The sequence below is a fragment of the Streptomyces sp. NPDC057743 genome (assembly GCF_042798755.1).
Lineage (GTDB): Bacteria > Actinomycetota > Actinomycetes > Streptomycetales > Streptomycetaceae > Streptomyces.
Map to the genome: position 1 here is coordinate 1 of NZ_JBHVJX010000027.1, position 23,167 is coordinate 23,167.

Below are 23,167 nucleotides of genomic sequence, written 5' to 3' on the forward strand. Positions count from 1 at the left end.
TCGTGGGGCACGACCTGTTCCTCAAGTGCGAGGGATTCAACTTCGCCGGCTCGATCAAGCTCAAGGCGGCGACCGAAATGGTGGAGGCCGCCGAGTGGAGTGGCCTGCTCAAGCCGGGTTCCATCCTGGTCGAGTCCTCGTCCGGGAACCTGGGCGTGGCCCTGAGCATCATCGCCGCCAGCAAGGGATACGGCTTCCTGTGCGTGACCGACGCGCGCTGCAACCTCTCGGCGCGCCGGTTCATGGAGGCCATGGGCAGCCAGGTGCACATCATCGCCGAACCGGCTGCCTCCGGTGGGCTGCTCGGCGCGCGGATCGCCCATGTCCAGGCACTGTGCGCCTCCGACGACCGGTACATATGGCTCAACCAATACACCAACGCCGACAACTGGCGGGCCCATTACCGCACCACCGGGCCGGCCATCGCCCGTCACTTCCCGCGCCTGGACGTGTTGTTCATCGGCGCGGGCACCACGGGCACGTTGATGGGGTGTGCGCGCTATTTCCGGGAGTTGCGCAGGCAGGTGAGGATCGTGGCGGTGGACAGCGTCGGCTCGGTGACCTTCGGCGGCGAGCCGGGTCGCCGGATGATCCCCGGCCTGGGCACCAGCGTCCGCCCCGCACTCCTGGACGAGTCCTATGTGGACGACGTGATCCGCGTCGAGGAGGCCGACACCGTCCGGGCCTGCCACTGCCTGGCCCGGCGCGGGTTCCTCTTCGGCGGCTCGACCGGCACCGTGGTCAGCGGCGCCCAGGAGTGGCTGGCCAAGCAGGGAGCCCACAACCTCACCGCGGTGGCCATCGCCCCGGACCTCGGCGAGCGCTATCTCGACACCATCTACCAGACCAACTGGCTGCACGCACTCTACGGCGAGGAGGTGCTCAGCCCCGACGCACCGGACACGCTCGCCGCGGACCTCAGATCGGCCTGAGGTCTCGAATCCATCCCGTCCATCTCCTCCAACTCCATTGCACACGGGCGGTATTACGCGCGGATTTCCCGCTCGTGAAGACCCGGTACATGGAGCGGCCGCCGACCCAGCGGAGCTCACTCGCCACGGAGCGGTGGCACCACGCCGGCCCGGCCGAACTGGCCGCGGCCGGCGCGAAGCGTGCCAGCGCCCGCCCAGGTGACGAGTTCGGCCCGCTGTGTGCCTCAACTCGTCATGACACCCACCGTCTCTCGCCGGCTCAACTATCCATGCAACGGGCGGCGTTGGCTCGGATCTTCCCGAGAAGCTCCCGGAGCGTCTGCCGCTCATCCGCACTCAGCCCCGTCAACAGTTGCTGCTCGACCTGTTGTTGGATGGGCCACAGGGCCGCGAGCGCCTGCTCGCCCGCCGCGGTGCGGAGGTAGGCGTTCTCCTGCCGTTCCAGCCAGCCGCGTTCCGTCAACGGAGCCATCAGCGCGTCGAGTTCACCGGCGTCCACGCCCAGATCGCGGCGGAGTTCGTCCCCGGGCGTGTGCTGTTCGGCCGTGACCACCATCAACGCGATGACCTGGGCCGAGGAGAGTCCGGCCGCCTCTCGTGCGGCCCGGTCGAGGGCGTCTCGGATGAAGCGGCCGGTGAGGGTGACGTCGCGGCCCAGGCTGTTGCGGATGCGTTCGGTCAGCACGGCAAGCACCATCTTCGTCCGTAGTTCGTACAGCGAAATGCCGGCGGCCACACCGACGTTGAGCGATTCCACCGCCCCGGCCATCGGGATGGCGACCAGCAGGTCCGCCGCATCGATGACTTCCTGGCTGACCCCGGCGGTCTCGCCACCGACGACCAGGGCCACCGGGCGCCCGTCCAGTGGGGCCAGTGCCTGGAGTTGGCGGCCGCGGGGGCTGGTCGCCACGATCTGGAATCCGGCTGCCCGCAGCGCCGCGACCGCCGCGGAGGGCGACTCGAAGCGTCGGGTGCGGGTGGTGAGCACCGTGCCGCGCGAGGCGTCGAGCACCCGGCGGGACGTCACGTCCGTCGTGGCGTCGGTCAGGACGACGTCCTCGATGCCGAGTGCCCGGCCGCTGCGGACGAGCGTGCCGAGGTTGCCGGGATCGGCGACCCCGTCGCAGACCAGCGCGAAGTCGCCCCAGGGCGTGGTCACTTCGGCGTCGGCGGGCAGCGCCGCGAGCGCCAGCCACGCCACCGGGCGCGCGGTGCCGGCCACCTGCCGCAGCACCCCGTCCCGGACCCGGTGCACGACCACGCCCCGGTCCCGCAACCGCCTGGCCAACCCCTCGTCCTCGGCGCCGGCCGCGCCCTCGGCACGCAGCACCTCCAACAGCGGTGTACCGGCGGCGAGCACCTGATCGATCAGCGCCCGTCCCTCCAGCACGCAGGCGCCGGCCGCCGCACGCCCCGCCCGAGTGCCCAACGCCCGTACCGCGGCGAGTCGTTCGTCCTTGACCGACGACACGACGGGACCCGCACTGCCACCACCGGCCTTGTCCTCGGACTGGCCGCCGCGCCCCACGTGTTCGCCGTCTTTGCCGTGCCTGTTGGACTCGGTCCCGGTCCTCTTTCTGGCCCTGCTCACGATGCGATGCTCTCACAGGGACTGGCCGGGCCTAGTTCAACTCCGCGACCTGGTCGGGGGTCAGGGCCCGGTCGAAGACCTGGACGTTCTTGATGCCGCCGGAGAAGAAGTCGACGGGTCGGCCGTCGAAGGTGGCGCGGCCGATGATGAGCGGGCCCGGGGTGGAGTTGGGATGCGCATCGGTGGCGGTGCCCTGCTGCACGCCGTTGACGTAGAGGTGCAGCCGGTGGGTCGTGGCGTCGCAGACCCCGACCAGATGGGTCCAGGTGTTGAGGGCGGGCGGCTTGGTCGCGAGCGTGCGGACGCCCCGGGAGAACGCCCAGCGGCGGTCGGCGCCCGAATACTGGAGGTAGAACGCGCTGCCGCCGGAGGTGCCTTGGCTGACGATGGTGGCGAAGCCGTTCGCGCTGGTGAGGTAGGCCCAGGCGGAGATCGTGAAGCTGTGTCCCGGAGTGGTGTCGAGCACCGGGTCGCGCGTGATGATCTGGCTGCTGACACCGTTGAAGAGCGCGGCGCCGCTGTTGCCCACGCCCCAACGGACGTCGGACGCGGTGCCGTTGTGCGTGCCTGCTGAGTCCGTGGCGGTGGTGCCGGCACCCTCGTCAAGTCGCCATGCGCCGACCGGCTTTGGGGCAGCGGGACGGGGCGGGGTCGGGGCCGGTGCGGAGTCCTGCGTGGTGTCGTCGTTGCTGCGGGTCAGGGCCACGGGGACACCCACCGCGGCGACGGCGGCCGCGGCGGCGGCCGAGATCAGGAGCACACGGCGACTGGGGCCGCGCCGGCCCGCCGAGCCGGTCGGGCTGGGTTGCGTCGTCGCCGTTCCTGGTGGGGGAGTGCGGGGCCCGTCGTGAGGGGCGGCGGGCGTGGGGCCCGTCGGCGGCGTGACGGGAAGCGGAGCCGGCGGAGTGTCGGGACTGGCCGGTGGTGGGGGTTGGGGGGCGATCGGCGGCGGCGTTGCCCCGTCGGCGTCGGTCGGCCGTCGGCCCAGGTAGGCCGTTTCGGTCCGCGCGCCGGGGGTTGCGGTGCCGCCGGGGAGGGCGCCGGCGCCGTGGGCACCACTTGCGCCCGGGGAGTGAGACGGGCTGGTGGAAGGTCGGCTGCCGGCGTCAACCCCGGTGCCCTGACTGGGAGTTCGGTCGGATGGTGCGAGGTCGTGCGGCGCCCCGTGAGTGTCGGCCGCGGGCGGTGCGACCGCCCCCGCACCCGCCCCACACCACGTCAGCAGCTCCCGGGGCGTGGGGCGTTGGGCGGGGTCCTTGGCCAGGCAGTCGGCGATGAGGGCGCGCAACGCGGGGTCGGTGATGGTGTCGAGTTCGGGGGTGTCGTGGGCGACCCGGTAGAGGAGGGAGGCCAAGTGGCCGTTGCCGAACGGGTTTTCGCCGGTGGCCGCGTACGCCAGGACCGTCCCGAGGGAGAAGACGTCACTGGCCGGGCCGATCTCCTCGCCGTTCACCTGCTCCGGCGACATGAATCCCGGCGAGCCGAGCGCGTACCCGGTCACGGTGAGGGAGCTGCCCTCGACGACCCGGGCGATACCGAAGTCGATGACCCGCGGGCCGTCTTCGGCCAGCAGCACGTTGGAGGGCTTGAGGTCGCGGTGGATGAGATGCGCGTGGTGGATCGACACCAGTGCCTCGGCGAGCCCGGCGCCCAGGGCGAACACGCGGGGCGCGGGCATCGGTCCCCGGTCGGCGACTTCCTTCTCCAGCGAAGGGCCGGCGATGTAACTGGTCACCAGCCAGGGCTTGGCCGCGTCCGGGTCGGCGTCGATCACCGGTGCGGTGAACGCCCCGCTCACCGCGCGGGCCGCCTGCACCTCCCTGCGGAACCGGGAGCGGAAGTCCGGCTGGTCGACCAGGGCGGCGTGCACCACCTTGACCGCGACCTGCCGGCCACCGGGCGAGCGCCCGAGGAAGACCCGCCCCATGCCGCCGACGCCCAGCCGCTCCAGCAACTGGTATCCGCCGATGGACCGCGGGTCGTCCGGATCCAGCGCTGCCACAAAACCCTCCCGCGTCGTCGACCCGGCCAGTTTCGGCCGGGCGGCCTCCAGCATAGGGGGCCGTCGCCGCGCCGGACCGGGCGACCTCTGCCGGTCCGCACGCCTGACCTGGTGTCACGGGCGGCGCGGGGGAACACCGATGCGGCGGACCGACGATGGGCGGCAGGGTGGATTCGGCGAAGTCGGGCCGCGCGTCGGCTTTCGCGCCGGGTTTCGCGCCGGTTGTCTCTGCTGTCTCTGCGCGCAGCGCCTCGTCGCGCACTTGTTATGTTCGGGCGGTGACGGACTACGAAGCGGCCGAGGCCCGCGGCAAGGGGTATCTGCTCGACAACCGGCAGGCCGAGGCGGGGGAGCGGTTTGCGGCCTTGTCGGAGTTGTTCGACCCGGTGACGTTCCGGCGGTTGCGGGCGCTGGGGGTTGCGGACGGGTGGAACTGCTGGAGAGGTCGGGGCGGGCGGCCCGAGCGTCCCCGCGTGGCTGGCCGAGCGGGTCGGCGCGAGCGGCCGGGTGCTGGCCACCGATCTCGATACGTCGTGGATGCCGCGGACCGGGGCTCCGTACGAGGTGGTTCGGCACGACGTGGGTGCCGACGAGGCGCCGGAAGGGCCGTTCGACCTGGTGCACGCCCGGCTCGTCCTGGTGCATGTGCCGCAGCGCGAGGCCGCGTTGCGGGCCATGGTGCGGGCCCTGCGGCCCGGCGGATGGCTGCTGGTGGAGGACGCCGATCCAGCGCTGCAGCCGCTTGCCTGCCCCGACGAGTACGGCCCCGAGCAGGAGCTCGCGAACCGCATCCGGCGCGGCTTCCGGGCGCTGCTGGCGGAGCGGGGCGCGCAACTCGCCTTTGGACGCACGCTGCCTTGGCTGCTGCGCACGGCCGGGTTGGCCGATGTCGAGGCCGATGCGTACTTCCCGATCACGTCGCCGATCGGGAGCGCGCTGGAAGCCGCGACCGTACGGCAGATCCGCGAGCGGCTGGTTGAGGCCGGGTTGGCGACGGCCGAGGAGATCGAGGAGCACCTGGCGAACATCGCGTCGGGACATCTCGACACCGCGACGGCACCGTTGATCTCCGCATGGGGCCGCAAGCCGGTCGGCTAGAGCTGCCGTGCCGTGGCCTCTGCTGTCTGCCGCGCAGGGTGCAGCTCGTTCGTCCCCCGGGGCTTTGCCTCGGGGGATTTTCCGTGCTTGGGGTGATTGTGGTGGTGAGCGGGTGTGGCGGTGGGTGGGCGCGGGTGCGGGGTAACGGGGCTCGGTGGTCGCCGAGTTGTCTCGACAGCGAGGCCGGCCTCGAACGACAACCGCTCCGGCCGAAAGCGAACGTCGTGCGGGCTGTCATGGCAGGGGGGTGCTCGCACTCCGAACGCCGGTGAGTTAGGTTAGGCAAACCTAAGTAACCCACTGCTCGCTCTGGGAGAAGCCGGATGCCTTCATCTCGTGCCCGCGCCATCGCACCGACCGCCGCCGAGCGCGTCCGCTCGATCCTGACCGTCTCCCACTCCATGACCGTGGTGAGTGACGGGCTCCGCAGCGAAGTCCACCGCCTCAACGGCGCCGGGACCACGGGCCTGTTCCACCTGCACGCCCCGTGCGAGGGCCCCGACGCTCCCTCCACCGGACGCGTTCCGGTCCGCCTGGAACTCACCGACATCGCCCCCACGCCCGTGCGCGACCGGCTGCGTGCACGGGTCACGCTGGCCGGGCTGCTGGATGCCCCGTACGACCCCCAGTCCGAGCAGAGCGCGTGCCTGGAGTTCGGCCAGGCGGTCCTGGAAGACGCGACGGGGCGTAGCTATGTCACGCTCCGGGAGTTGGAGCGCGTCGAACCCGACCCCTTGGCGAAGAGCGAGGCGGAGATGCTGACCCACCTCGTCGACGCACACGCCGAACTCGTCCCGCTCCTGCTCCGACTCGTCCGCCCGGTCCCCAACGACGGTGTGCAGCGCGCACTTCCGGTGGCCATGGACCGCTACGGGATCACCCTCCGCCTCGAATACCCCAGCTCGCACCGCGACGTCCGCCTGCCGTTCACCACCCCCGTGACCCGCGTCGAACAGGCCGGCCCCCAGATCCACGCCCTCTCGGCCGCGGCCCGCCGCATTTCCCACACCAGTCACCTCCTGGCGTGAGCGCGGGCGCCGCCGGCCGTGTTGGGCCGGGCCGCGCGACAGGGAAAGTCGCCGAGTCGTTCCGTCTGGGGCGCGCCGAAGGTCGGCGGCGGGGTCAGTGCGCCTACGGAATCCAGGGGTTGACGCTGGCGGCTGCCTCGGCGTTGCGCTTGACGGGCGCTAGGTGTGCGGCGGCCACGGCGGTGGTGAGTCGAGCGGCCCGGGGCGCGCGGAACGGGGCCGTGCATGCTTCCTCGTTGCCTGTCGCACTGTTGCGGGCAGTGTCCTGCGAAGTGGTGCCGTGTTCCGCCATGATCTTTGACCTTTCTGGCGTCCGATTTCGCCGGCCCACATCCTGCAACGATCACCGATACGTTGACCGGGAAATCAGCCAAGTTCCCTCCTGCGGGGGTGTGTTGGCGTGAAATCTGTCCCGGTGTGGCCTGGGACGTTCTTGCGCTGTGCGCGCGGGAGTTGACGGATTCCTGGCGCGGTGGCGACAGGGTGCGCCATGGCGTGCAACGGGGCGCTCTGGCGCGCGGGTTGCCGCATCGGATCGCGGCGCCGCACCTTCGACGGAATGCACCGATTGCGCCCGACTGGACCTCGGCCGCAGCGCCCTGGCCGCGCCACCGATGTCGGTGACCTCTACGAGGTCCTGGAATTCCTGGACCAGGCCGGCTGCTCGCGCCGTGTGATCACCGACGTCGCCCGTGAAGGGGCGTTGTATGCGGGCACGCTCAGCCTCCCCCAGTCGTTGGCGACCGTCGCCGCCACGGTCCAGGCGTAGCGGCAGTTGCGGATTGGCCTGGGCGGGGTGGACGCGTTGGGATCCGGCCGTGGTCAGGCGGTCGTGGTTGCCTGGGGCTGGGTCGACGTCAGGTAGGAGACGGTGGTCTGTTCGGCGTGCGGGGCGAGCAGGGCCCGGAGTTCGTCGGCCGCGGTCTTGACGAGGTGCCCGTCGCGGTCGGCGTGCAGGGTTTCGAGGGCGAAGACGACGTGGCTGGAGTCCTCCGTGACGCGGGTGCGGTGGGAGTCGCGGTGGTTCCAGTGACGGGTCAGGACGCCGGTGGTGTCCGCGTAGATGACCTCGCCGGGCTTGGGGTGCTCGATGGTGTCCGGCTCGCCGAGCGGAGTGAAGGACTCGGTGCCGTGGGCGGGGCGGATCTCGATGTCGCCGGCCACCCGGTCGAGGTCGAAGGCGCCGGCGGGCAGGCCGTGCCGGACGGAGACGGCGTTGTAGGAGTCGACGGCCGGGTTGATGCGCGGCAGCGTGCCCTTCTTGGCGAGGCGGCGGCCGAGCGCGTCGACGCTGGGACGGATGCGACGGGGGTTGGTGCCGAAGGAGCGGTAGGCGGTGTGCCATGCCTGGATGCGGGGATCGGTCTCGTCGGCGGGCTGCCAGGCACCGTCGGCGAGCTGTCGCTCCAGGTCCTCCAGGGCGGCGACGGTGTCGGGCCAGGCATCGTGGCCGCGCAGGCCGGACGCGGTGACCAGGGCGATGAGGGCGTTGGGAAAGGCTTCTGCGACGGCGGGGGCAATGCGGACGGCAGGCATGGGCGAACTCCGTTTCCGTTGGGGCGTCTTGAGCGCGTGTGGGACTTGGGGGCTGGAGAGCTTGGGCGTTGGAGCTTCTGGCGGCCGGCCCCATAGCCCGGCTGTGTGGGGTGAGTTGGACCGTAGCGCGTGCTCAGGTCAGGGCGAGGAGGCTGACGGCGACGGCGGCGGTGCCCAGGCCGATGAGTTGGCCGCGGTGGATACGTTCGGCGAGCACGCCGCGGGCGAGCAGGACCGTTCCGGCCGGGTAGAGGGCGGTGATCACGGCGACGACGGTCAGGTCCCCGCTGCGGGCGGCGAGCAGGAAGAGCAGGTTCGCGAGGGAGTCCAACACACCCGCGGTCGCCGACACCGCGTACGCGGGCCGTTCGGCGCCCAGTCTGCGGCGCATCAGTCCCGCCGCGGTCAGGGTGACGGCCGAGGAGACCGCCCTGCCGACGATCAGCGGAGCCACCCCGCTGTCGGACGGTGCCTGGTGCAGGCAGACCAGTTGGAGGGCGATGGCGGCACCCGCACCGAAGGCCAGCAGCAGCGCCGGGCGCGAGGGGCGCGTCGAGCCGGCGCCGTGTCCGGCGCTGACCAGCACCACCGCCACCAGCGCCAGCGGCAGCCCCACCAGTCCGGCGGTGGCCAGGCGCTCGCCCTGCACCAGGCCGACGGTGACCGGCAGCGCGGCGGACACCAGCGCGGTCACCGGCGAGAGCACGTTCATCGGGCCGATCGCCAGGGTGCGGTAGAGCAGCGCGAACGCGGCGGCGGAGGCGACGCCGGACGCGGCGCCCCAGGCGACTGCCGCGTTGCCGAACGAGGCGCCGAGCACGGGCCACAGCAGCAGCTCGACCGCGAGACTGGCCGGCGCGGCGATCATCACGGTGCGCAGCACATGCGCCTTGCGGGCGCCGAGCCCGCCGAGGAAATCAGCGCACCCGTAGGCGAGTGAGCTACCGAGGGCCAGCAGCAGAGCGATCACAGCACATTCCCTTACCGTTCAGCGGAGCGACCACACCGTACAATGGAACGACCGGCTGATGTCAACCAAACGACCGGGCGGTACATTCAAATGGTCAATCGGTGAGGATGGTGATCAGGTGGCCGAGACGGCCGCGGCCCTGCGGACGGTCGCACACAACGTCAAGGCGGCCCGGGTCCGCGCGGGCCTGTCCCTGGACGAGCTCAGCCGGCGCGCCCAGGTCAGCAAGGGGGCCCTGGTGGGACTGGAGAAGGCCCAGGGCAATCCCAACCTGGCCACCCTGGTCAGACTGGCCGACACCCTCGGCATTTCGGTCTCCGCCCTCATGCAGGGGCCGTCCGAGGGGCACGTCCGGATCGTGGCCGCGGACAAGGTGGCACCGCTGTGGACCGGCAGGCAGGGCAGTCAGGCCCGGCTCATGCTCACCACCTCGGGCCCGGCCCCCGTCGAGGTCTGGCGCTGGCAACTCGAACCGGACGAGGAGTACCCCAGTCACCCCCACCAGTCCGGGGTCGTGGAGTCCGTCAGCGTCACCGCAGGCCGGATGACCCTGGTCGTCGACGGCACCGAGCACACCGTCGAGGCCGGACAGACCGCCACGTTCGACGGCGACGCCCCCCACGCCTACCGCGGCGCGGGCACCGGAACCTGCCACCTCATCATGACGGTCCACCTGCCGCCCGGCCCGAACCCCGCAGGCTGACAAGCGAGTTGCGGGCACCCGCTGTGACCTTTGTCCCGCAACTGGCCTGGGGGCGCAACCCTCTTCCTCGTCAGCGGTCGCGTGTGCGCACATGCATCGCTGCGCAACCGCCGGTTGCCCATGGACCGGCAGCTCGGGTGACAACTCAGGAAGGCCCCCTTGACGGCAGGGCCGCGCCACGGCGGGCCCGACTGCGGCGCGCGACCTCAAGCCGCAGGGTGGCCAGGAGCCCGCTGCCAAGGGCGAGTTGGCCGCGACCGGCTCGTCCGCCGTGCTGCCGACGATCGCGCTGGGGGCCGCGTGGCGATGGCCGTGGGAGCGGGCGCGGTCGTCAGTGTGCGGCGGCGCCGGGTCGGCACGGGCACCGGCGCCGCAACGTAGGGACCAGAAGGGCGGGAGGGCGGTCGTGGCCGATGTTGGAGTGGGAGCGGAGCGCGCGCCCGAAGTTGCGACGGAGCCCGTCGAAGGCATACAACCAGTTACATGACATTGGGTTGGAAACTGGTCGTCGACAGCACGAACGCGCCTGCGCTCGCGGACTTCTGGGCCGCGGCGCTCGATTACGAGGTGGAGGACCCGGGCGCCCTGATCGAGCAGTTGCTGGCCGCCGGGCACATCGGGGAGGAGGCGATCGCCGAGCACCGCGGCCGCAAGACCTTCCGTGGCTACGCGGCGATCCGCCACCCCGAGGACCCGTTCGACGCGACCAGCGGCGTCGGCCGCGGACGCCGGCTGCTCTTCCAGGAGGTGCCTGAGGGCAAGACCGGCAAGAACCGCCTGCACATCGACGTCCACAGCGAGCCCGATGTGTCCGGCGGCCGCGACGAGTTGGTGGCACGACTGGAGGGACTGGGCGCGACCCGCGTCCGCGAGGTGAACCAGGGCCCGGCCGGCCACTGGTGGGTCATGCAGGATCCCGAAGGCAACGAGTTCTGCGTCTCGTAGGGCCGATGGTCGTCGCGGCCGGGGGCGTTCGGCGGCGGTCCGGCTCGGGTCCAGCCCGGCCCGCCGTTCCCGGCCGCGCGCCAGTCAGGACACCGCGCTGACCTGCGCCCGTAGCCCTTGGGCGTACGCTCGCGCGGCCTCCAGGTCGACGGTGTTGGGACGCCCCTTGTTGATGCCGCCGAGGAGCTTGAACGGCAGCCAGGTGTCGTAGGCGCGGCACGAGAAGGCGCTGCCCACCTCGAATCCCTTCTGTTCGAGAAGCTGGACGAGAGGGCGGGTGAAGGGCCGGAACGGCAGTTCGGGCAGGCCGCTGGTGGCGAACACAAATGCCGTGCCCCGCTTGGCCGTTGGCAGTGCCTGGACGAACTGGCGCAGCCGCGGATGGAACTGCATGGAGAAGATCCCCGAGCCGAACCCCACCAGGTCATAGGTGGCGAGCTCGGCCACGTCGACCTCATCGGGGTCGACGACGGGGGCTTGCAGGACCTGCCCCATGACGTCGGCGACCCGCTTCGTGTTGCCGTGGGACACGGAGGTGCACACGATGATGGCCTTCACGATGGTGTTCCTTTCGGTTGTGCGACGTGGCGGCGTGCCAACTCCGCGGTCTTGGCGTTGCGTCGATTGTGGCTGTGGCTGTCTCTGCGGCTACCACTGTGGCGGTGTCCGCGAGGTCGCCGCTGCGGGGGCCGGCACGGGAGTGGTCGTGGTCGGCGTCGGGCCGGGGAGCCACCGGTAGGTGCGCGCATGGCGCATCGACGACACGGTGAAGCGACAGACACGTTCCTTGAGTACCGCCGCGGCCCGGCCCGAGAAGGCGAGGCCACGAGGGGTGTCGTCCCGGTGCGTAGCCTGGATGAATCCGTCGCGCCGCCCGAGACTGATCCCCTGCCCGACCATGCCGATGGAGACTGGCGCCGGCCGTTCGCCCCGTATCAACGCCAGGACGGTGTCGGCGCCGTGCGCACCCATGGGCATCGCTGCCTGGCAGCTCATCCGGAGGTGACTGCCGACGCTGTCGGGCGGCGCAACCGCATCGCCGACACCCACGATCCGTTCTTGGCCGACGCACACCAGGGTGTCGTCCGTGCACAGGCGTCCGTCGGCGGTCACCGGCAGGCCACTGCGCAGCGCCAGGTCAGGCACTGCGAACGAACCGGCCCAGACCGTGCAATCGCTCGGCACCCAACCGGCCTCGGTCTGCACGCCGTCGGGGCGGATCCCAGTCACCCGTACCCCGGTGCGCAGGGCGACCCCGGTGTTCACCAGCCTGCGGGCGATGCGCGCCCGGCTCGATGCCGGCAACCACGCGGCAACCGACGGCGAAACCAACTCGACCGTCAACGACGGGTAGGCGTAGGCGATTTCGGCGGCACTCTCGATCCCGGTCAGTCCGCCCCCGACGACCACGACGCGTGCCCCGGCAGACAGGCTCCGCAGCCGCGTGCGCAGCGACTCGGCGCCGTCGAGGTCGGCGACGCCGTAAGCATGCTCCAACCCGGCCGAGCCCTGGGCCGCGGTGCTGCCCACCGCGTACAGCAGATAGTCGAAGTCGAGCCGGTCACCGTCATCGAGCCGGACCGACCGCTCGGCGATCGTCTCCACCGTCGCCACCCGCAGACGCACCTCACGGTGCAGCAGGTCGCGGAGCGGTCGCACCGCCTCAGACACACCCGCCGCGTGCTCGTGCAGCCGGACGCGTTCCACGAACTCCGGCCGCGGATTGACCACCGTCACCGTCACGCCCGGCCGCCCCGCGGCCGCCAGTCGGTTCGCCGCCACCACACCTGCGTAGCCCGCGCCGACAACCACTACCCGTGCCAACACCCACACCTCCGATCGTGTCGAGCTCACGCGGTGTGGACGCCGCAGGGGCGGCAACTGTGACATCGGAGGAATGTGGCTCCGGTCACAGGCGTTCCGTAGCCGGTTCGCGGCCGGCCTATCCCATGCTCTTGGCGCCGTCCAGGGCCTCGCGGATGATGTCGGCATGGCCGGCGTGCTGAGCGGTCTCGGCCACGATGTGCATCAGCACCCGGCGGGCCGACCACCGCGCGTCGGCCTCGAACCACGGGGCCTTCGGCAGCGGCCACGCGACGCCGAGGTCGGGCAGCGTCGCCACCAGGTCGTCGGTCCGGCGAGCCACCTCCGCGTATGCGTCCAGCACACCGGCCAACGTCTCGTGCTCCAACAACCTGAACTCGTCCGCCCGGCGGGCCCAGTCGGACTCCGTCAGCGCCGTGAAGTCCGGCATCGCCGAGGGGCCGTGCAGGATGAAGTCCACCCAATGCCGCTCGACCGAGGTGACGTGCTTGATCAGACCGCCCAGACACATCTCGCTGGCGGTGGTCCGCAACCTGGCCTGCTCGTCGGTGAGATCGCGGGTGGTGAAGCGCAGGAAGTGCCGGTGCTTGCCCAGTACCTCAAGCCATTCGGCGCGCTCACCGGTGACGGCCGGAGCCTCGGTCTCAGCGTTCGTGGTCGACTCATTGCCAGTCATGGTCTCCGCCTTTCGGTTCGGTGTTCCTCGTCCGTCGGTGGACACCACGTTAGAGAGGGTCGAGGTCAGGATGTGTCCTATATCCACGTGCTCGCTATCCGAGGTGGACGGGGCGCAGTCCGCACAACGCGTGGTTGTGGTTCCGGGCGGGTCGGTTGTTTGCCCTGGGCGGCCGTCAGTGGCTTGGATGCCGTGGTCGGTGGCGGCTGTTCGGACTGGTGAGAGTGGTGTGGGGCATGGCAGGTGGGCGGGCGCTGGGGCGGCGCTTCGGGTGGTTGTGGTCGGCGTATGCGGTCAGCGCGTACGGCACCGGGTTCGGGTTCGGCGCGTTGCCGCTGATCGCGGTGCTCGTGTTGCACTCGGGGCCGACCCAGGTGGCGACGTTGGCCGCCGCGGGGCGTGCGGTGGGGGCCGTGGCGGCGGTGCCGCTCGCGCCGTGGGTGGAGTTCCACCGCAAGCGACCAGTCATGATCGCCGCAGACCTGGCCCGATGCACGGCATTGCTGAGCATTCCCGCCGCATACGCGCTCGGGTGGCTCGGCTTCGCCCAACTCCTCGTCGTCTCCGTCCTCGTCGCCACGGCCGACATCGCGTTCAAGGCGGCCAGCGGCGCGTATCTCAAGGCACTGGTGCCCCCGGAGGACCTGCTCGTTGCGAACGGCCGGTTCGAGTCCACGACGTGGACCGCGACGGTCGTCGGACCGCCGCTCGGCGGCGCCGCGATCGGGGCGTTCGGACCGGTCACGACGGTGGTGGCCGATGCGGTGAGCTACCTGCTCTCGGCCCTGGGCATCCGCGCCATCGGCGGGAGCGAGCCGCGCCCGGCCCGGACCGGTCCGGCCAGGCTGCGCCCGGGCGATCTGCTGGAGGGCTGGCGCCACATCCTCCGCCACCCCACGCTGCGCCCCCTGCTCCTCAACGCGGTCCTGGTCAACGGCCTGATCCTGGCCGCCGAGCCGCTGCTCGCCGTGCTCCTGCTGGGTCACCTCGGGTTCGCGCCGTGGCAGTACGGCCTCGCCTTCGCGGCCCCCTGCATCGGCGGCCTCATCGGCTCACGCCTGGCGCACCGACTCGTGACCCGGTACGGGCAACACCGGGTGCTGCGCACCGTTGGGGCGCTGCGCGCGTGCTGGCCTGTCGGATTGGCGTTCGTCCAGCCCGGTGTCCCCGGGATCGCCCTCATCATCGTCGTCCAACTCGGCCTGGTGACGTGCTGCGGCATCTTCAACCCCGTCCTGGCCACCTGCCGGCTCGACCACACGGCCCCCGACCGGGTCGCCCGCACCCTGTCCGCATGGTCGATCAGCACCAGCACCACCATCGCGGCCATGACCGCCGCCTGGGGGCTGCTCGCCGCCGCGACCAGCCCCCGTATCGCGATCGCCCTCGCCGGAGTGCTCCTCCTGGCCACCCCGCTACTCCTCCCACGCCGCGAGAACGCGCCCCAGGCGAGGGGAGAAGCGGGGGAAAGGGGGAAACGCGCCCCGGGACTCACCTGACGCGCCCATCGCCCGACCACCCCGGACGAGCTCTAATACTCCTTCAAATCAAGGGAGTTGATGAACTCGTAGAACGCCCGCATGTCACGGTCGCCGATCGCCTGCGCCGCCTCCTCCTGATCCCGCGTGGCGGCGGCCATCGCGTCCTCCCTGCGCTTCTGGTTGTCCAGCGCGAACTGCTGGGTGCCCGCGACGTGTTCGCGCAGCTCCCGTTCGTAGGCGGCGAAGGCCGCCACGTGGTCGCCGCCTGCGGCCTTCAGCTCGCCCGCCAGTACGTAGGCGCCGATCAGTGCCAGGCTCGTGCCCTGCCCCGTCATGGGGGAGCCGCAGTAGCCGGCGTCGCCGAGCAACACCACGCGGCCCCGCGACCAACTGGCCATACGGATCTGGCTCATTGAGTCGAAGTGGAAGTCCGGCGCGTCCCACATGTACGTCAGCGCGCGCGGGAGCTCCCACCCCGCGCCAGCGAAACGATCGGCGAGCAGGCGCTTCTGGGCGGCGACGTCGCGGTAGTCGTACTCCAACGGCTCCTTCTGCTGGAAGCCCAGATACACCCGGGACTCGGTGTTGTGCCGGGCGCTCATGATGAGACCGCCCACTTCGCTGCCCTGGTGGAAGGTCTGCCAGTGGTCGAGACCGAGGAAGTTGGGGGCGGTGAACAGGCCGATGTAACTGCCGAGATGGTGGAGGTAACCGGATTCCGGGCCGAAGGCCAGTCGGCGCACCTGGGAATGCAGCCCGTCGGCGCCCACGACGAGGTCGAACGTGCGGGGCGCGCCCCGTTCGAAGGTGACGTGGACCTCCCGGTCGTCCTGGGTGAGGGTGGCGATGGAGTCGTCGAAAAGGTAGTCCACATGCTTTTCGGTGATCCGATGGAGGATGTGACACAGGTCGTCGCGCATGATCTCGACGTCGTCGTTGTCGATCTCACCGCCGGTGAAGGTGCGATCGGTGCTGCGGTACAGCTCCGCGCCGGATGCATCCACGACCGACATACCGCGGATATCGGTGGCGAGTTGGCGTATCTCGGACAGGACACCCATGCGCTCGGCGACGTCCAGCGCCGGCCCTCGCACATCGATCGCCTGCCCGCCCGGGCGCACCCCCGGGGACCGCTCCACCACCGTGACCTGGTATCCGTAGCGGCTGAGCCAGTACGCCAGGGCCGGACCGGCGACGCTGGCACCGGAGATGAGGACACGTGCATTCTTCATGTGGGGATTCCTCCGCATCAGTTGGACCTGTCCGATTGGACGCGAATCGCGCGCACCAAGGTTCCCCGAGCGACGCCGTACCGGCGCCGGTGAGCACGCGCACGGGAGCCCCAACCCGCATAGCCCCGCCCAGGATTGACAGGCAACTTCCCGACGCCATGTCATCGCGCCATGTCATCGGGATTTCACCACACGCGGTCAAACTCTGCGCAGTGCGGTCGCGGTCTGAGACCGTGACGCCAAGGGCCCATCAGTTTCCGGGCCCAACGGGCTTACGGGGACTACTGTCGAACGTCCCGTGGTCGGACTCAAACGCCTACAACTCCCCTTCCAGGAGGACATGTTGAGTGAGCAGAAGCACCCCACGCGTCGGGGTGTCTTGAAAGCCGTCGGTGGGATCTCCGCGGCGGTGGCCCTGGGCGCCGGGGGAGCCCTCGCGTCGGCGTCGCCGGCCCGCGCGGCCGGCGACGGCTCCGGGCTGCACATCGTGGAGCGCGGCGAGTCCGACCCCCGCATGTGGTACTACCGCTTCCAGACCGCCGAGGTGGGCGGGTGGAACCCGGCCGTCAACGTCCTGCTCCCCGACGACTACCACACCAGCGGTCGCACCTACCCGGTCCTCTACCTGCTCCACGGCGGCGGCGACGGCCAGGACTTCATCGCCTTCGACCGCCCGCCCCGGACGGACATCCGTGCCTGGACCGCCGGCAAGCCGCTCATCGTGGTGATGCCCGACGGCGGGCACGCCGGCTGGTACTCCAACCCGGTCAGCACCAACGTCGGCGCCCGGAACTGGGAGAACTTCCACATCAACCAGTTGATCCCGTGGATCGACGCGAACTTCCGGACCTACAGCTCCCCTGACGGGCGGGCGGTGTCCGGATTCTCGATGGGCGGCTTCGGAGCGCTGAAGTACACCGCCAAGTACTGGGGCCACTTCTCCTCGGTGAGCGCTCACTCCGGCCCGGCCAGTCTGCGCGGGACCGTCGCGGGGGTCCCCGGCGCGGTCGTCCACTGGGCCAACGTCTCGTCCGCCGCCATCGAACTGGGCGGCGGCACGGTCTACGGGGTGCCGTGGGACGAGAACCGCGTCAACATGGACAACCCGTGCCAGCGCATCGAGAGCTACCGCAACAAGCGGATCTTCATGGTCGCCGGCACCAGTCCCGACCCGATCAACTGGTTCGACACGTTCAACGAGGTCGGCGTGCTCACCACCCAGCGCGAGTTCAAGGGCCTGCTCGACAGGGCCGGCATCCCGCACGAGTCGCACGAGGTGGCTGGCGGCCACTTCGTGCGCGGCGACATGATGGTCCACGACATCGAAGGCATCATCGCCCACCTCCGCAAGGCGGCCTGAGCCCACCCGGAACGTCTGCGGATGCATGGCCACTTCGCCACCCGCGCTTGCCGACGCTTCGGTCAGTGGACGCCCCGGCCCCGGCTGCCGCGTACGAGAGACGACGCGGCAGCCGAGGCGCTGCGCCACCCCAAGGATTCACGCCGCATCTCTCGCTACGGTCACCACCGTCACATGCGCTCGGCGGCAACGATCAGGAAGTTGGGCAGGTGGACATAGCTTTCGATGCCTGGTGTGGTGTCGTGCGCCTCATGCGCCGCCTGGGGATCGAGCCCCGGCTCGGCGACTTCGCGCAGTCGGCATCCGAGGGCGGCGAGCTCGTTGAGGTAGGTCGAGAGCGGGCGGTGGAAGTCGGCGGCGTGGGACTGGGGGATCGGATACTCCTCCAGGTAGCGGTGCAAGCGGTAGTCGCCGTGCTCGCGCCACGTCGACAGAAGCTGTTCGAACGCCGGGTGGTTGACGGAGAAGATGAACAGACCCCCGGGCCGCAACGCCTCGACGCATGCCCGCATCGCCGGTTTCCAGTCCGGAATCGCCGCCAACACCATGCTGCAGACCACCGTGTCGAACGGCCCGTCAAGATCCGGCAGTTGGGTCAGGTCGGCCTGCACGTACTCGATGCCCTGGCGGAGGGCGTGTTCCTTTTCCGTCGCGTAGCCGAACATCCGGTCGGTGGGTTCGACACCGGTGACACGGGCTCCGCGGGAAGCGAGCATGCGACTGAAGTAGCCGTGCCCGCACCCCGCGTCCAGGATGCGGCGTCCACTCACCTCGCCGAGCATGCGCAGCAGCACCGGGTTGATCAGATGGCGTTTGGCGAAGTCGCCATAGGGCTCCATCGCCTCCAACGCCTCAAGAGGAATGGTGTTCCACTGTCGAATCGCCGCGTCGTTCGTCGGTTCTGTGCTCACCCGCGGGAGCGTAGCCGAGCCAGCACGCCCCATCGCGAGGCAAAATCAGCCAGTTGGTGTGCCGTCAATAGTCGGTGTAATGGGGAGAGTTGGCGGGCGCGGAGATCGACACCGTACGCAACCTGCCGGCGAGCTCTCTATCGCAGCCGCGCCGTCGCGACGTGCACCTTGACCGCGCAGGGGACCCGCCCGTCCGGCGTCGTCAGATCCGTCACCTCGGCGAGGAAGGCTTCACGTAGGCGCTCCACGGTGCTCCGATCGAGCGGGCCAAGGTCGTACATGCCGGAGACCGTCGTCCACACCTGCCCCACCGGTCCGCTCAGGTCGAGGGGAACGGTCTCCCAGTCCACCGCGCCGAAGCCCGCTGGGCCGAGGACGCTGTCCAGCCCGTTGCGGCTACGCGCCCTGCCGTCGCCCAATGCAGGAATACGCTGCGTGGCAGGCAGTTTCGCGACCGTGGACCGCAACAGTCCGAGGAAGCGGTCGTACGCCTCGCCACCAACGGCCCCGCCGCCCACCACGCATGCCAAGATCCCGCCGGGTGACAGAACCCGGGCAACCTCGGCTGCGACCTGCTCGATCTCGCCCATCAGCATCAGCGCCAGATGGGAAACGCAGGCGTCGAAGCTGTCGTCGGCGAAGGGCAGTTCCTGAGCCCGGCCCTCTTCCAACCGGGCGTCGGACAGCGCCGGTCGACGCCGCGCCAGCGCCAAGGATTCCGGGGACAGATCCACCCCCGCGAGCTGTCTGCCGTCCTCTCGGGCCAGGTACTCAAGCAACAGGCCATCACCACAGCCGAGGTCCAGCACGCGTCGGCTTCCGGTTACCCGGTCGCGCAGGATCTCGTAGCTGGTCCGACCGTCCGACGCCCGTCCGCGGTCGAATACCTCCGCGGTCACTGACGGATGCTCAGCGTGGAACGTCTGGAGGAACGCTTCCTGCGATGCGGTAGTCGTCACCCGCCCAACGTACGGTGCGGGCCGCGCCCGTGACACCCACGTGACACCCATGAGAGCCGTCAGCTACAAGAGGGCCGCACCAGCGCGCCAGCTTCCCGCCCCAGCAACCCCGGTTACTCGCCGGCCAACGCCGCGCGGACGATGGCCGCGGCCGCCTTGCCCGCCGTGCGGACAGGGGCGGTGCTGCGCGCGGCGCGGCCCAGCATGAAGGCCCCCTCCAGCAGCGCGATCACCGAGCTCGCGGTCTCCCGCGCGGCCGGTTGTGGGATGCCGCCCGCCGTGTAGTAGGCGGCGAGACCGTCGATCCAACTGTCGAAGACCTCCGAAGTGGCCTGTCGCAGCGTCTCGTTGGTGCTCGCCACCTCCATCGCCACGGTGGCGATCGGGCACGGGTCGGCGAAGTCGAGCTCGCTCAGGGTGTCCGCCGCGGCGGCGAAGGCATCGGCGGTGGCGGCCACCCTGTCCTCGTACGGTTCCATGAGCGCGGCGACCAGGCCGAGATAGACGGCCCCCGACGTGCGGATCACCTCCTCGCCGAGCTGGGCCTTGCCGCGGGGGAAGAAGTGGTAGATCGACCCGAACGGGGCGCCGGCGGCCTCGGCGATCTGTTTCATACCGGTCCCGGTGTAGCCCCGGCGGCGGAACAGCTCGGTGCCGGCGGTGACGATGCGCTGCTTGGTGTCCGGTGTGGTGCCGGTGTCCTTGCCCTTGCTCACGGTGGAGCCTCCCGGTGGCGCCTGTTGTCGGTGGCGGGGGTCTGCGCCTATTCTGTCACTACAGTCACTAGAACGATCTATCTAGTGGTGTGTGCGGCCAAGGCCGAGGCCAATACCCAGGCCAAGGCCAAGATCAAGGCCAGCGTCAAGGTCAACCGCCAATGCCAGTCCCGAGGTCGACACCGACCTCAACACCGAGCCGGAGGCAGTGACATGCCCGAGATCGAGCTGAGCGCAGGGACCATCGACTACGTGGACACCGGCGGTGACGGCCCCGCCGTGGTCCTGGTTCACGGCCTCGGATTCGACGAATCGGTCTGGGCCGAGGTCGTCTCCGCCCTCCGGCCCGACTTCCGGGTGCTGGTCCCCGTGCTGCCGATCGGCAGTCACCGGCGCCCCATGCGGCCGGACGCGGACCTGTCCGCACACGGTGTCGCGGCGCTGCTGGCCGAGTTCATGGAACGCCTGGACCTCCGCGACGTCACCCTCGTCCAGAACGACGCCGGCACGGCCCAACTCCTCATCGGCGTACGGGACGAGCGCATCGCCCGGCTGGTGCTCACCCCGTGCGAGGCGCTGGACAACTACCCGCCAGGCATCCAGGGCAGGACGCTCCTCCGCGCCAGCCGGATCCCCGGCGGCCTGTTCCTCCTCATCCAGTCCTTCCGCTTCCCGCTCCTGGCCCGTATGCCGATGTCGCTCGGTGGCATGGCGAAGAAGCGACTGCCGAAGGAGTCGATCGCCCGCTGGTACCGGCCACTGCTGGCCAATCGTCAAGTCCGCCGCGATTTCACCAAGTTCTGTAACAATCTGGACCTGAACTGCTATCTGAAGGCGGCCGAGAAGCTACCCTCCTTCACCCGCCCGGCGCTGGTCGCCTGGGGTGCCGAGGACCGCATGATGCCGCCCGCCACGGGCCGTCGCCTCGCGGATCTCCTGCCGAACGCGCGCTACGTCGAGATCCCCAACGCCCGGACCCTGGTCCAAATCGACAACCCGGCTGCCCTCACCGACGAGATCCGCCGCTTCATCAAGGAACACCCACTGCCTGCCGAGAACTGACCGCAGCCGCCAGGGCCGAACCCGCGAGGTCACCGTCACACGGGGGACTGCCAAGCAGGAGGGGAGTGTTCGTGAGGCGAGCCATCCGGATACGGCCCGCTCACCGCCGACGCGGGCACCGTCATCGGCCCGGTCCGGCCTGGCGCCCGACCTCCTCGGCCGACGATCGACTTCCGGGTCGCGTACGTACACTGGCCAACATGGCATGCCGCATCAGTGAGTTGGTCCTCGACGCCGCCGACGCCGATCGGCTCGCCGCATTCTGGAGCGAGGTCCTCGGCTACGTCGAACTCGGCCGGGAGGACGACGGAAGCATCGAGATCGGGCCGCCCGACGCCGGCTTCGGCGGCCCGCAGCCCACCCTCGTCCTCAGCCCCAGCAGCGACCCGCGGCCGGCGAAGCTGCGACTGCACATCGACGTCAACGCCACCGACCGAGACCAGGACGCCGAGTTGGCGCGGCTGCTCGCGCTCGGCGCCAGGCCCGTCGACGTCGGCCAGGCCGGCAGCGAGAGTTGGCACGTCCTGGCCGACCCGGAAGGCAACGAATTCTGCCTCCTGCACGCCCGGCTTCAGCCCCTCTGACCACTCGCGTTCCGCCGCCAGGCGCCCAGTCGCCGCACTTGCCCCCCGCCACGTCCCGCGACGTCGAGGCGGGGGGTGGAGCCGGTGGGAGCCGGTGCTTGAGTCGGCCGCTATGCCGGTGTCTCCGGGGGCGTCGCGTTCGGGCCCTCGATCTCGGGGCGGTGACGTTGCATCAGCTCCAACATCGTGGCGACCGCCGGGTCGGCCGCCGGTCGGCTGAGCGCCGCCACCGTGGTCACCAGCCGATCGGCGTCGCCTTCGAGCGGGACGAACCGGACCGAGGGGTGACCGAGCGCCGCAACCCGCTCCGGGACGAAGCTGACGCACATTCCGGCCGCGGTGTAGCCCAGCATGCTGGTCAAGTCCTCGGCCTGGGCGCGACTGCGCGGTTCGAAGCCGGCTTCCCGGCAGGCATCGTGCACCAGCTGCCGCAGCTCGGATATGGCCCCCGGGGAAGCGGTGACGAACTCCTCGTTACGGAGCCGGGAGAGCGGCACCGAGGCGGCCCCGGCGAGCGGGTGGCTGAGCGGCACGGCCAACACGGTGCGCTCCTTTGCGACTTCGTGCACCTGAACGCCGGCGAGATCCGCGACCGGCATCCGGACCAGGGCCAGATCCGCCGCACCCTCCCGGACCTGCTCGGCCAGTACGACCGAGGCCAGCTGACGGATGCTCAGCCGAATGCCCGGCAGCTCCCGGGCGGCCACCGCGAGCAGTTGAGGCAGGTGCCAGTACCCGAGGCTGCTCACGTAGCCGAGTTGGATGGTGCCCTCGACGCCCCGGGCAATCCGGCGGACCCGTTCCATCGCCGCGTGCTGCGCCTCCAACAGTCGCTTGGCGTCCGCCGCGAAGGCGACCCCGGCCGCTGTCAACTTCACGCCCCGGCCGGTACGTTCCAGTAGTGACGCGCCAAGGCCACGCTCCAGGCGTTGGATCGCCTGGCTCAGCGGTGGTTGACTCATCGACAGGCGGCGCGCTGCATGGCCGAAGTGCCTCTCCTCAGCGAGCACCACAAACTGCTCCAGCAGGCGCGGGGTGAGCTCCATGCGCGTCACCATATGGCGGGATTCGAGAGTGGATCAAGAATGCGTGCGGGGCCGACCGGTGCCGCGGTGCCGCCGAACCACCGCGTCCACCACCATCGAGGGGTGAACGGTCCACTCGTCCACCCCCGAGGTCGCCAGCCGTACGGATCACTCGCGGTCGGTGGATCGCTAAGCGTGTTTGGCGATGTTCAGGTGCTCCGCGTGCCAGCCGCTCTCGTCTTCCACGGGCACATAGGTGACCCGCAGACCTTCGACGACGAAGGTCCCGTCCTCGATGGCAGGGCTGTCCACCCGCACTTCGCGGCCGTCATCCCCGTCGATATACCCCATGCCGCGGGCCTGGTTGTACCACCGGACCACGCCGCTGACCCTGTCAGCCATCAGTTCCCCTTCAACTTCAGTAATTGCGCAACTAATTGACTGTTGTTGTCTGAGGTCATTCCCTCCCCGGTGGCATCGCCACCCTGGCTCGGTGTCTTAACTTCGCTACAGTCGCCCGCTGCCGGCATCC

General features: G+C 70.4%; 22 protein-coding genes and 1 pseudogene. 10 read left to right on the forward strand and 13 right to left on the reverse strand.

Annotation, left to right across the window (positions count from 1 at the left end):
• Positions 1–932 (forward strand): 2,3-diaminopropionate biosynthesis protein SbnA (gene sbnA, locus ACFVFQ_RS27210; RefSeq protein ID WP_383420631.1); only part of this gene is annotated, 932 nt, incomplete at its 5' end.
• Positions 933–1,191: 259 nt separating this feature from the next.
• Here sbnA and ACFVFQ_RS27215 read toward each other — a convergent pair.
• Positions 1,192–2,523, reverse strand: a complete 1,332-nt coding sequence (locus ACFVFQ_RS27215) for a TrmH family RNA methyltransferase (RefSeq protein WP_383420633.1) — start codon at positions 2,521–2,523, stop codon at positions 1,192–1,194.
• Between the two features lie 31 nt (positions 2,524–2,554).
• Positions 2,555–4,525 (reverse strand): LamG-like jellyroll fold domain-containing protein, encoded by a 1,971-nt coding sequence (locus ACFVFQ_RS27220; protein WP_383420635.1) that lies wholly within the window; start codon positions 4,523–4,525, stop codon positions 2,555–2,557.
• Between the two features lie 278 nt (positions 4,526–4,803).
• Between ACFVFQ_RS27220 and ACFVFQ_RS27225 the strand changes: the two are divergent.
• The 3 genes and pseudogenes from ACFVFQ_RS27225 (at position 4,804) to ACFVFQ_RS27235 (ending at position 7,420) form a co-directional block, all read left to right on the forward strand.
• Positions 4,804–5,623, forward strand: a pseudogene (locus tag ACFVFQ_RS27225) (methyltransferase domain-containing protein).
• Positions 5,624–5,946: 323 nt separating this feature from the next.
• Positions 5,947–6,651: a DUF2470 domain-containing protein gene (locus ACFVFQ_RS27230; RefSeq protein WP_383420637.1), complete on the forward strand. Its 705-nt coding sequence runs from the start codon at positions 5,947–5,949 to the stop codon at positions 6,649–6,651.
• Positions 6,652–7,210: 559 nt separating this feature from the next.
• A complete protein-coding gene (locus ACFVFQ_RS27235) occupies positions 7,211–7,420 on the forward strand; it encodes a hypothetical protein (RefSeq protein ID WP_383420640.1) in 210 nt (69 codons plus the stop codon).
• Between the two features lie 53 nt (positions 7,421–7,473).
• On the opposite strand, the gene ACFVFQ_RS27240 is transcribed toward ACFVFQ_RS27235, so the two are convergent.
• Both ACFVFQ_RS27240 and ACFVFQ_RS27245 read right to left on the reverse strand, forming a co-directional pair.
• Complete coding sequence (locus ACFVFQ_RS27240) at positions 7,474–8,187, reverse strand: B3/4 domain-containing protein (RefSeq protein WP_383420642.1); 714 nt, start codon at positions 8,185–8,187, stop codon at positions 7,474–7,476.
• Positions 8,188–8,320: 133 nt separating this feature from the next.
• Complete coding sequence (locus tag ACFVFQ_RS27245; protein ID WP_383420644.1) at positions 8,321–9,157, reverse strand: EamA family transporter; 837 nt, start codon at positions 9,155–9,157, stop codon at positions 8,321–8,323.
• Positions 9,158–9,275: 118 nt separating this feature from the next.
• Here ACFVFQ_RS27245 and ACFVFQ_RS27250 point away from each other — a divergent pair, with 118 nt between their 5' ends.
• Entirely contained in the window at positions 9,276–9,860 is a 585-nt protein-coding gene (locus tag ACFVFQ_RS27250; protein ID WP_383420646.1) for a helix-turn-helix domain-containing protein, read from the forward strand.
• Positions 9,861–10,343: 483 nt separating this feature from the next.
• Positions 10,344–10,805 carry a VOC family protein gene (locus ACFVFQ_RS27255; protein WP_383420648.1) on the forward strand — a complete coding sequence of 154 codons (462 nt, stop codon included), beginning with the start codon at positions 10,344–10,346 and terminating at the stop codon, positions 10,803–10,805.
• A gap of 84 nt (positions 10,806–10,889) precedes the next feature.
• Here ACFVFQ_RS27255 and ACFVFQ_RS27260 read toward each other — a convergent pair whose 3' ends face one another.
• The 3 genes from ACFVFQ_RS27260 to ACFVFQ_RS27270 all read right to left on the reverse strand — a co-directional run bounded on the left by ACFVFQ_RS27260 (position 10,890) and on the right by ACFVFQ_RS27270 (position 13,305).
• Positions 10,890–11,363 (reverse strand): flavodoxin family protein, encoded by a 474-nt coding sequence (locus ACFVFQ_RS27260; protein ID WP_383420650.1) that lies wholly within the window; start codon positions 11,361–11,363, stop codon positions 10,890–10,892.
• A gap of 90 nt (positions 11,364–11,453) precedes the next feature.
• A complete protein-coding gene (locus ACFVFQ_RS27265) occupies positions 11,454–12,695 on the reverse strand; it encodes an NAD(P)/FAD-dependent oxidoreductase (protein ID WP_383420652.1) in 1,242 nt (413 codons plus the stop codon).
• Between the two features lie 52 nt (positions 12,696–12,747).
• The gene (locus ACFVFQ_RS27270; RefSeq protein ID WP_383420654.1) at positions 12,748–13,305 is read right to left on the reverse strand and encodes a DinB family protein; all 558 of its coding nucleotides are present in this window, start codon (positions 13,303–13,305) and stop codon (positions 12,748–12,750) included.
• A gap of 236 nt (positions 13,306–13,541) precedes the next feature.
• Between ACFVFQ_RS27270 and ACFVFQ_RS27275 the strand changes: the two genes are divergently transcribed.
• A complete protein-coding gene (locus tag ACFVFQ_RS27275; RefSeq protein ID WP_383420656.1) occupies positions 13,542–14,804 on the forward strand; it encodes an MFS transporter in 1,263 nt (420 codons plus the stop codon).
• A gap of 32 nt (positions 14,805–14,836) precedes the next feature.
• On the opposite strand, the gene ACFVFQ_RS27280 is transcribed toward ACFVFQ_RS27275, so the two are convergent.
• Positions 14,837–16,018: an FAD-dependent monooxygenase gene (locus tag ACFVFQ_RS27280; protein ID WP_383420658.1), complete on the reverse strand. Its 1,182-nt coding sequence runs from the start codon at positions 16,016–16,018 to the stop codon at positions 14,837–14,839.
• Between the two features lie 340 nt (positions 16,019–16,358).
• Between ACFVFQ_RS27280 and ACFVFQ_RS27285 the strand changes: the two genes are divergently transcribed.
• Positions 16,359–17,378: an alpha/beta hydrolase gene (locus tag ACFVFQ_RS27285; RefSeq protein WP_383420659.1), complete on the forward strand. Its 1,020-nt coding sequence runs from the start codon at positions 16,359–16,361 to the stop codon at positions 17,376–17,378.
• Positions 17,379–17,548: 170 nt separating this feature from the next.
• On the opposite strand, the gene ACFVFQ_RS27290 is transcribed toward ACFVFQ_RS27285, so the two are convergent.
• The 3 genes from ACFVFQ_RS27290 to ACFVFQ_RS27300 all read right to left on the reverse strand — a co-directional run bounded on the left by ACFVFQ_RS27290 (position 17,549) and on the right by ACFVFQ_RS27300 (position 19,964).
• Positions 17,549–18,289 (reverse strand): class I SAM-dependent methyltransferase, encoded by a 741-nt coding sequence (locus tag ACFVFQ_RS27290; protein ID WP_383420661.1) that lies wholly within the window; start codon positions 18,287–18,289, stop codon positions 17,549–17,551.
• A 137-nt stretch (positions 18,290–18,426) separates the two neighbouring features.
• A complete protein-coding gene (locus ACFVFQ_RS27295) occupies positions 18,427–19,248 on the reverse strand; it encodes a class I SAM-dependent methyltransferase (RefSeq protein WP_383420662.1) in 822 nt (273 codons plus the stop codon).
• Between the two features lie 113 nt (positions 19,249–19,361).
• A complete protein-coding gene (locus ACFVFQ_RS27300; RefSeq protein WP_383420663.1) occupies positions 19,362–19,964 on the reverse strand; it encodes a TetR/AcrR family transcriptional regulator in 603 nt (200 codons plus the stop codon).
• Between the two features lie 213 nt (positions 19,965–20,177).
• Here ACFVFQ_RS27300 and ACFVFQ_RS27305 point away from each other — a divergent pair, with 213 nt between their 5' ends.
• On the forward strand, positions 20,178–21,026 hold the full coding sequence (locus ACFVFQ_RS27305) for an alpha/beta fold hydrolase (protein WP_383420665.1): 849 nt from the start codon (positions 20,178–20,180) through the stop codon (positions 21,024–21,026).
• Positions 21,027–21,226: 200 nt separating this feature from the next.
• Positions 21,227–21,610, forward strand: coding sequence for a VOC family protein (locus ACFVFQ_RS27310; RefSeq protein ID WP_383420667.1), 384 nt, complete (start codon positions 21,227–21,229; stop codon positions 21,608–21,610).
• 110 nt (positions 21,611–21,720) lie between these two features.
• Here ACFVFQ_RS27310 and ACFVFQ_RS27315 read toward each other — a convergent pair whose 3' ends face one another.
• Together ACFVFQ_RS27315 and ACFVFQ_RS27320 are read right to left on the reverse strand one after the other, a co-directional pair.
• Positions 21,721–22,656, reverse strand: a complete 936-nt coding sequence (locus ACFVFQ_RS27315; RefSeq protein WP_383420668.1) for a LysR substrate-binding domain-containing protein — start codon at positions 22,654–22,656, stop codon at positions 21,721–21,723.
• A gap of 168 nt (positions 22,657–22,824) precedes the next feature.
• On the reverse strand, positions 22,825–23,037 hold the full coding sequence (locus ACFVFQ_RS27320; RefSeq protein WP_383420669.1) for a hypothetical protein: 213 nt from the start codon (positions 23,035–23,037) through the stop codon (positions 22,825–22,827).
• Positions 23,038–23,167 lie beyond the last annotated feature (130 nt).

What these genes read in the sequence shown, in the direction of transcription:
- ACFVFQ_RS27230 (WP_383420637.1), top strand. Translation starts at nt 5,947, where the DNA reads ATGCCTTCATCTCGTGCCCGCGCCATCGCACCGACCGCCGCCGAGCGC.
- ACFVFQ_RS27235 (WP_383420640.1), top strand. Translation starts at nt 7,211, where the DNA reads ATGCACCGATTGCGCCCGACTGGACCTCGGCCGCAGCGCCCTGGCCGC.
- ACFVFQ_RS27240 (WP_383420642.1), bottom strand. Translation starts at nt 8,187, where the DNA reads ATGCCTGCCGTCCGCATTGCCCCCGCCGTCGCAGAAGCCTTTCCCAAC.
- ACFVFQ_RS27255 (WP_383420648.1), top strand. Translation starts at nt 10,344, where the DNA reads ATGACATTGGGTTGGAAACTGGTCGTCGACAGCACGAACGCGCCTGCG.
- ACFVFQ_RS27265 (WP_383420652.1), bottom strand. Translation starts at nt 12,695, where the DNA reads ATGTCACAGTTGCCGCCCCTGCGGCGTCCACACCGCGTGAGCTCGACA.
- ACFVFQ_RS27270 (WP_383420654.1), bottom strand. Translation starts at nt 13,305, where the DNA reads ATGACTGGCAATGAGTCGACCACGAACGCTGAGACCGAGGCTCCGGCC.
- ACFVFQ_RS27275 (WP_383420656.1), top strand. Translation starts at nt 13,542, where the DNA reads ATGGCAGGTGGGCGGGCGCTGGGGCGGCGCTTCGGGTGGTTGTGGTCG.
- ACFVFQ_RS27280 (WP_383420658.1), bottom strand. Translation starts at nt 16,018, where the DNA reads ATGAAGAATGCACGTGTCCTCATCTCCGGTGCCAGCGTCGCCGGTCCG.
- ACFVFQ_RS27285 (WP_383420659.1), top strand. Translation starts at nt 16,359, where the DNA reads ATGTTGAGTGAGCAGAAGCACCCCACGCGTCGGGGTGTCTTGAAAGCC.
- ACFVFQ_RS27305 (WP_383420665.1), top strand. Translation starts at nt 20,178, where the DNA reads ATGCCCGAGATCGAGCTGAGCGCAGGGACCATCGACTACGTGGACACC.
- ACFVFQ_RS27310 (WP_383420667.1), top strand. Translation starts at nt 21,227, where the DNA reads ATGGCATGCCGCATCAGTGAGTTGGTCCTCGACGCCGCCGACGCCGAT.
- ACFVFQ_RS27315 (WP_383420668.1), bottom strand. Translation starts at nt 22,656, where the DNA reads ATGGAGCTCACCCCGCGCCTGCTGGAGCAGTTTGTGGTGCTCGCTGAG.
- ACFVFQ_RS27320 (WP_383420669.1), bottom strand. Translation starts at nt 23,037, where the DNA reads ATGGCTGACAGGGTCAGCGGCGTGGTCCGGTGGTACAACCAGGCCCGC.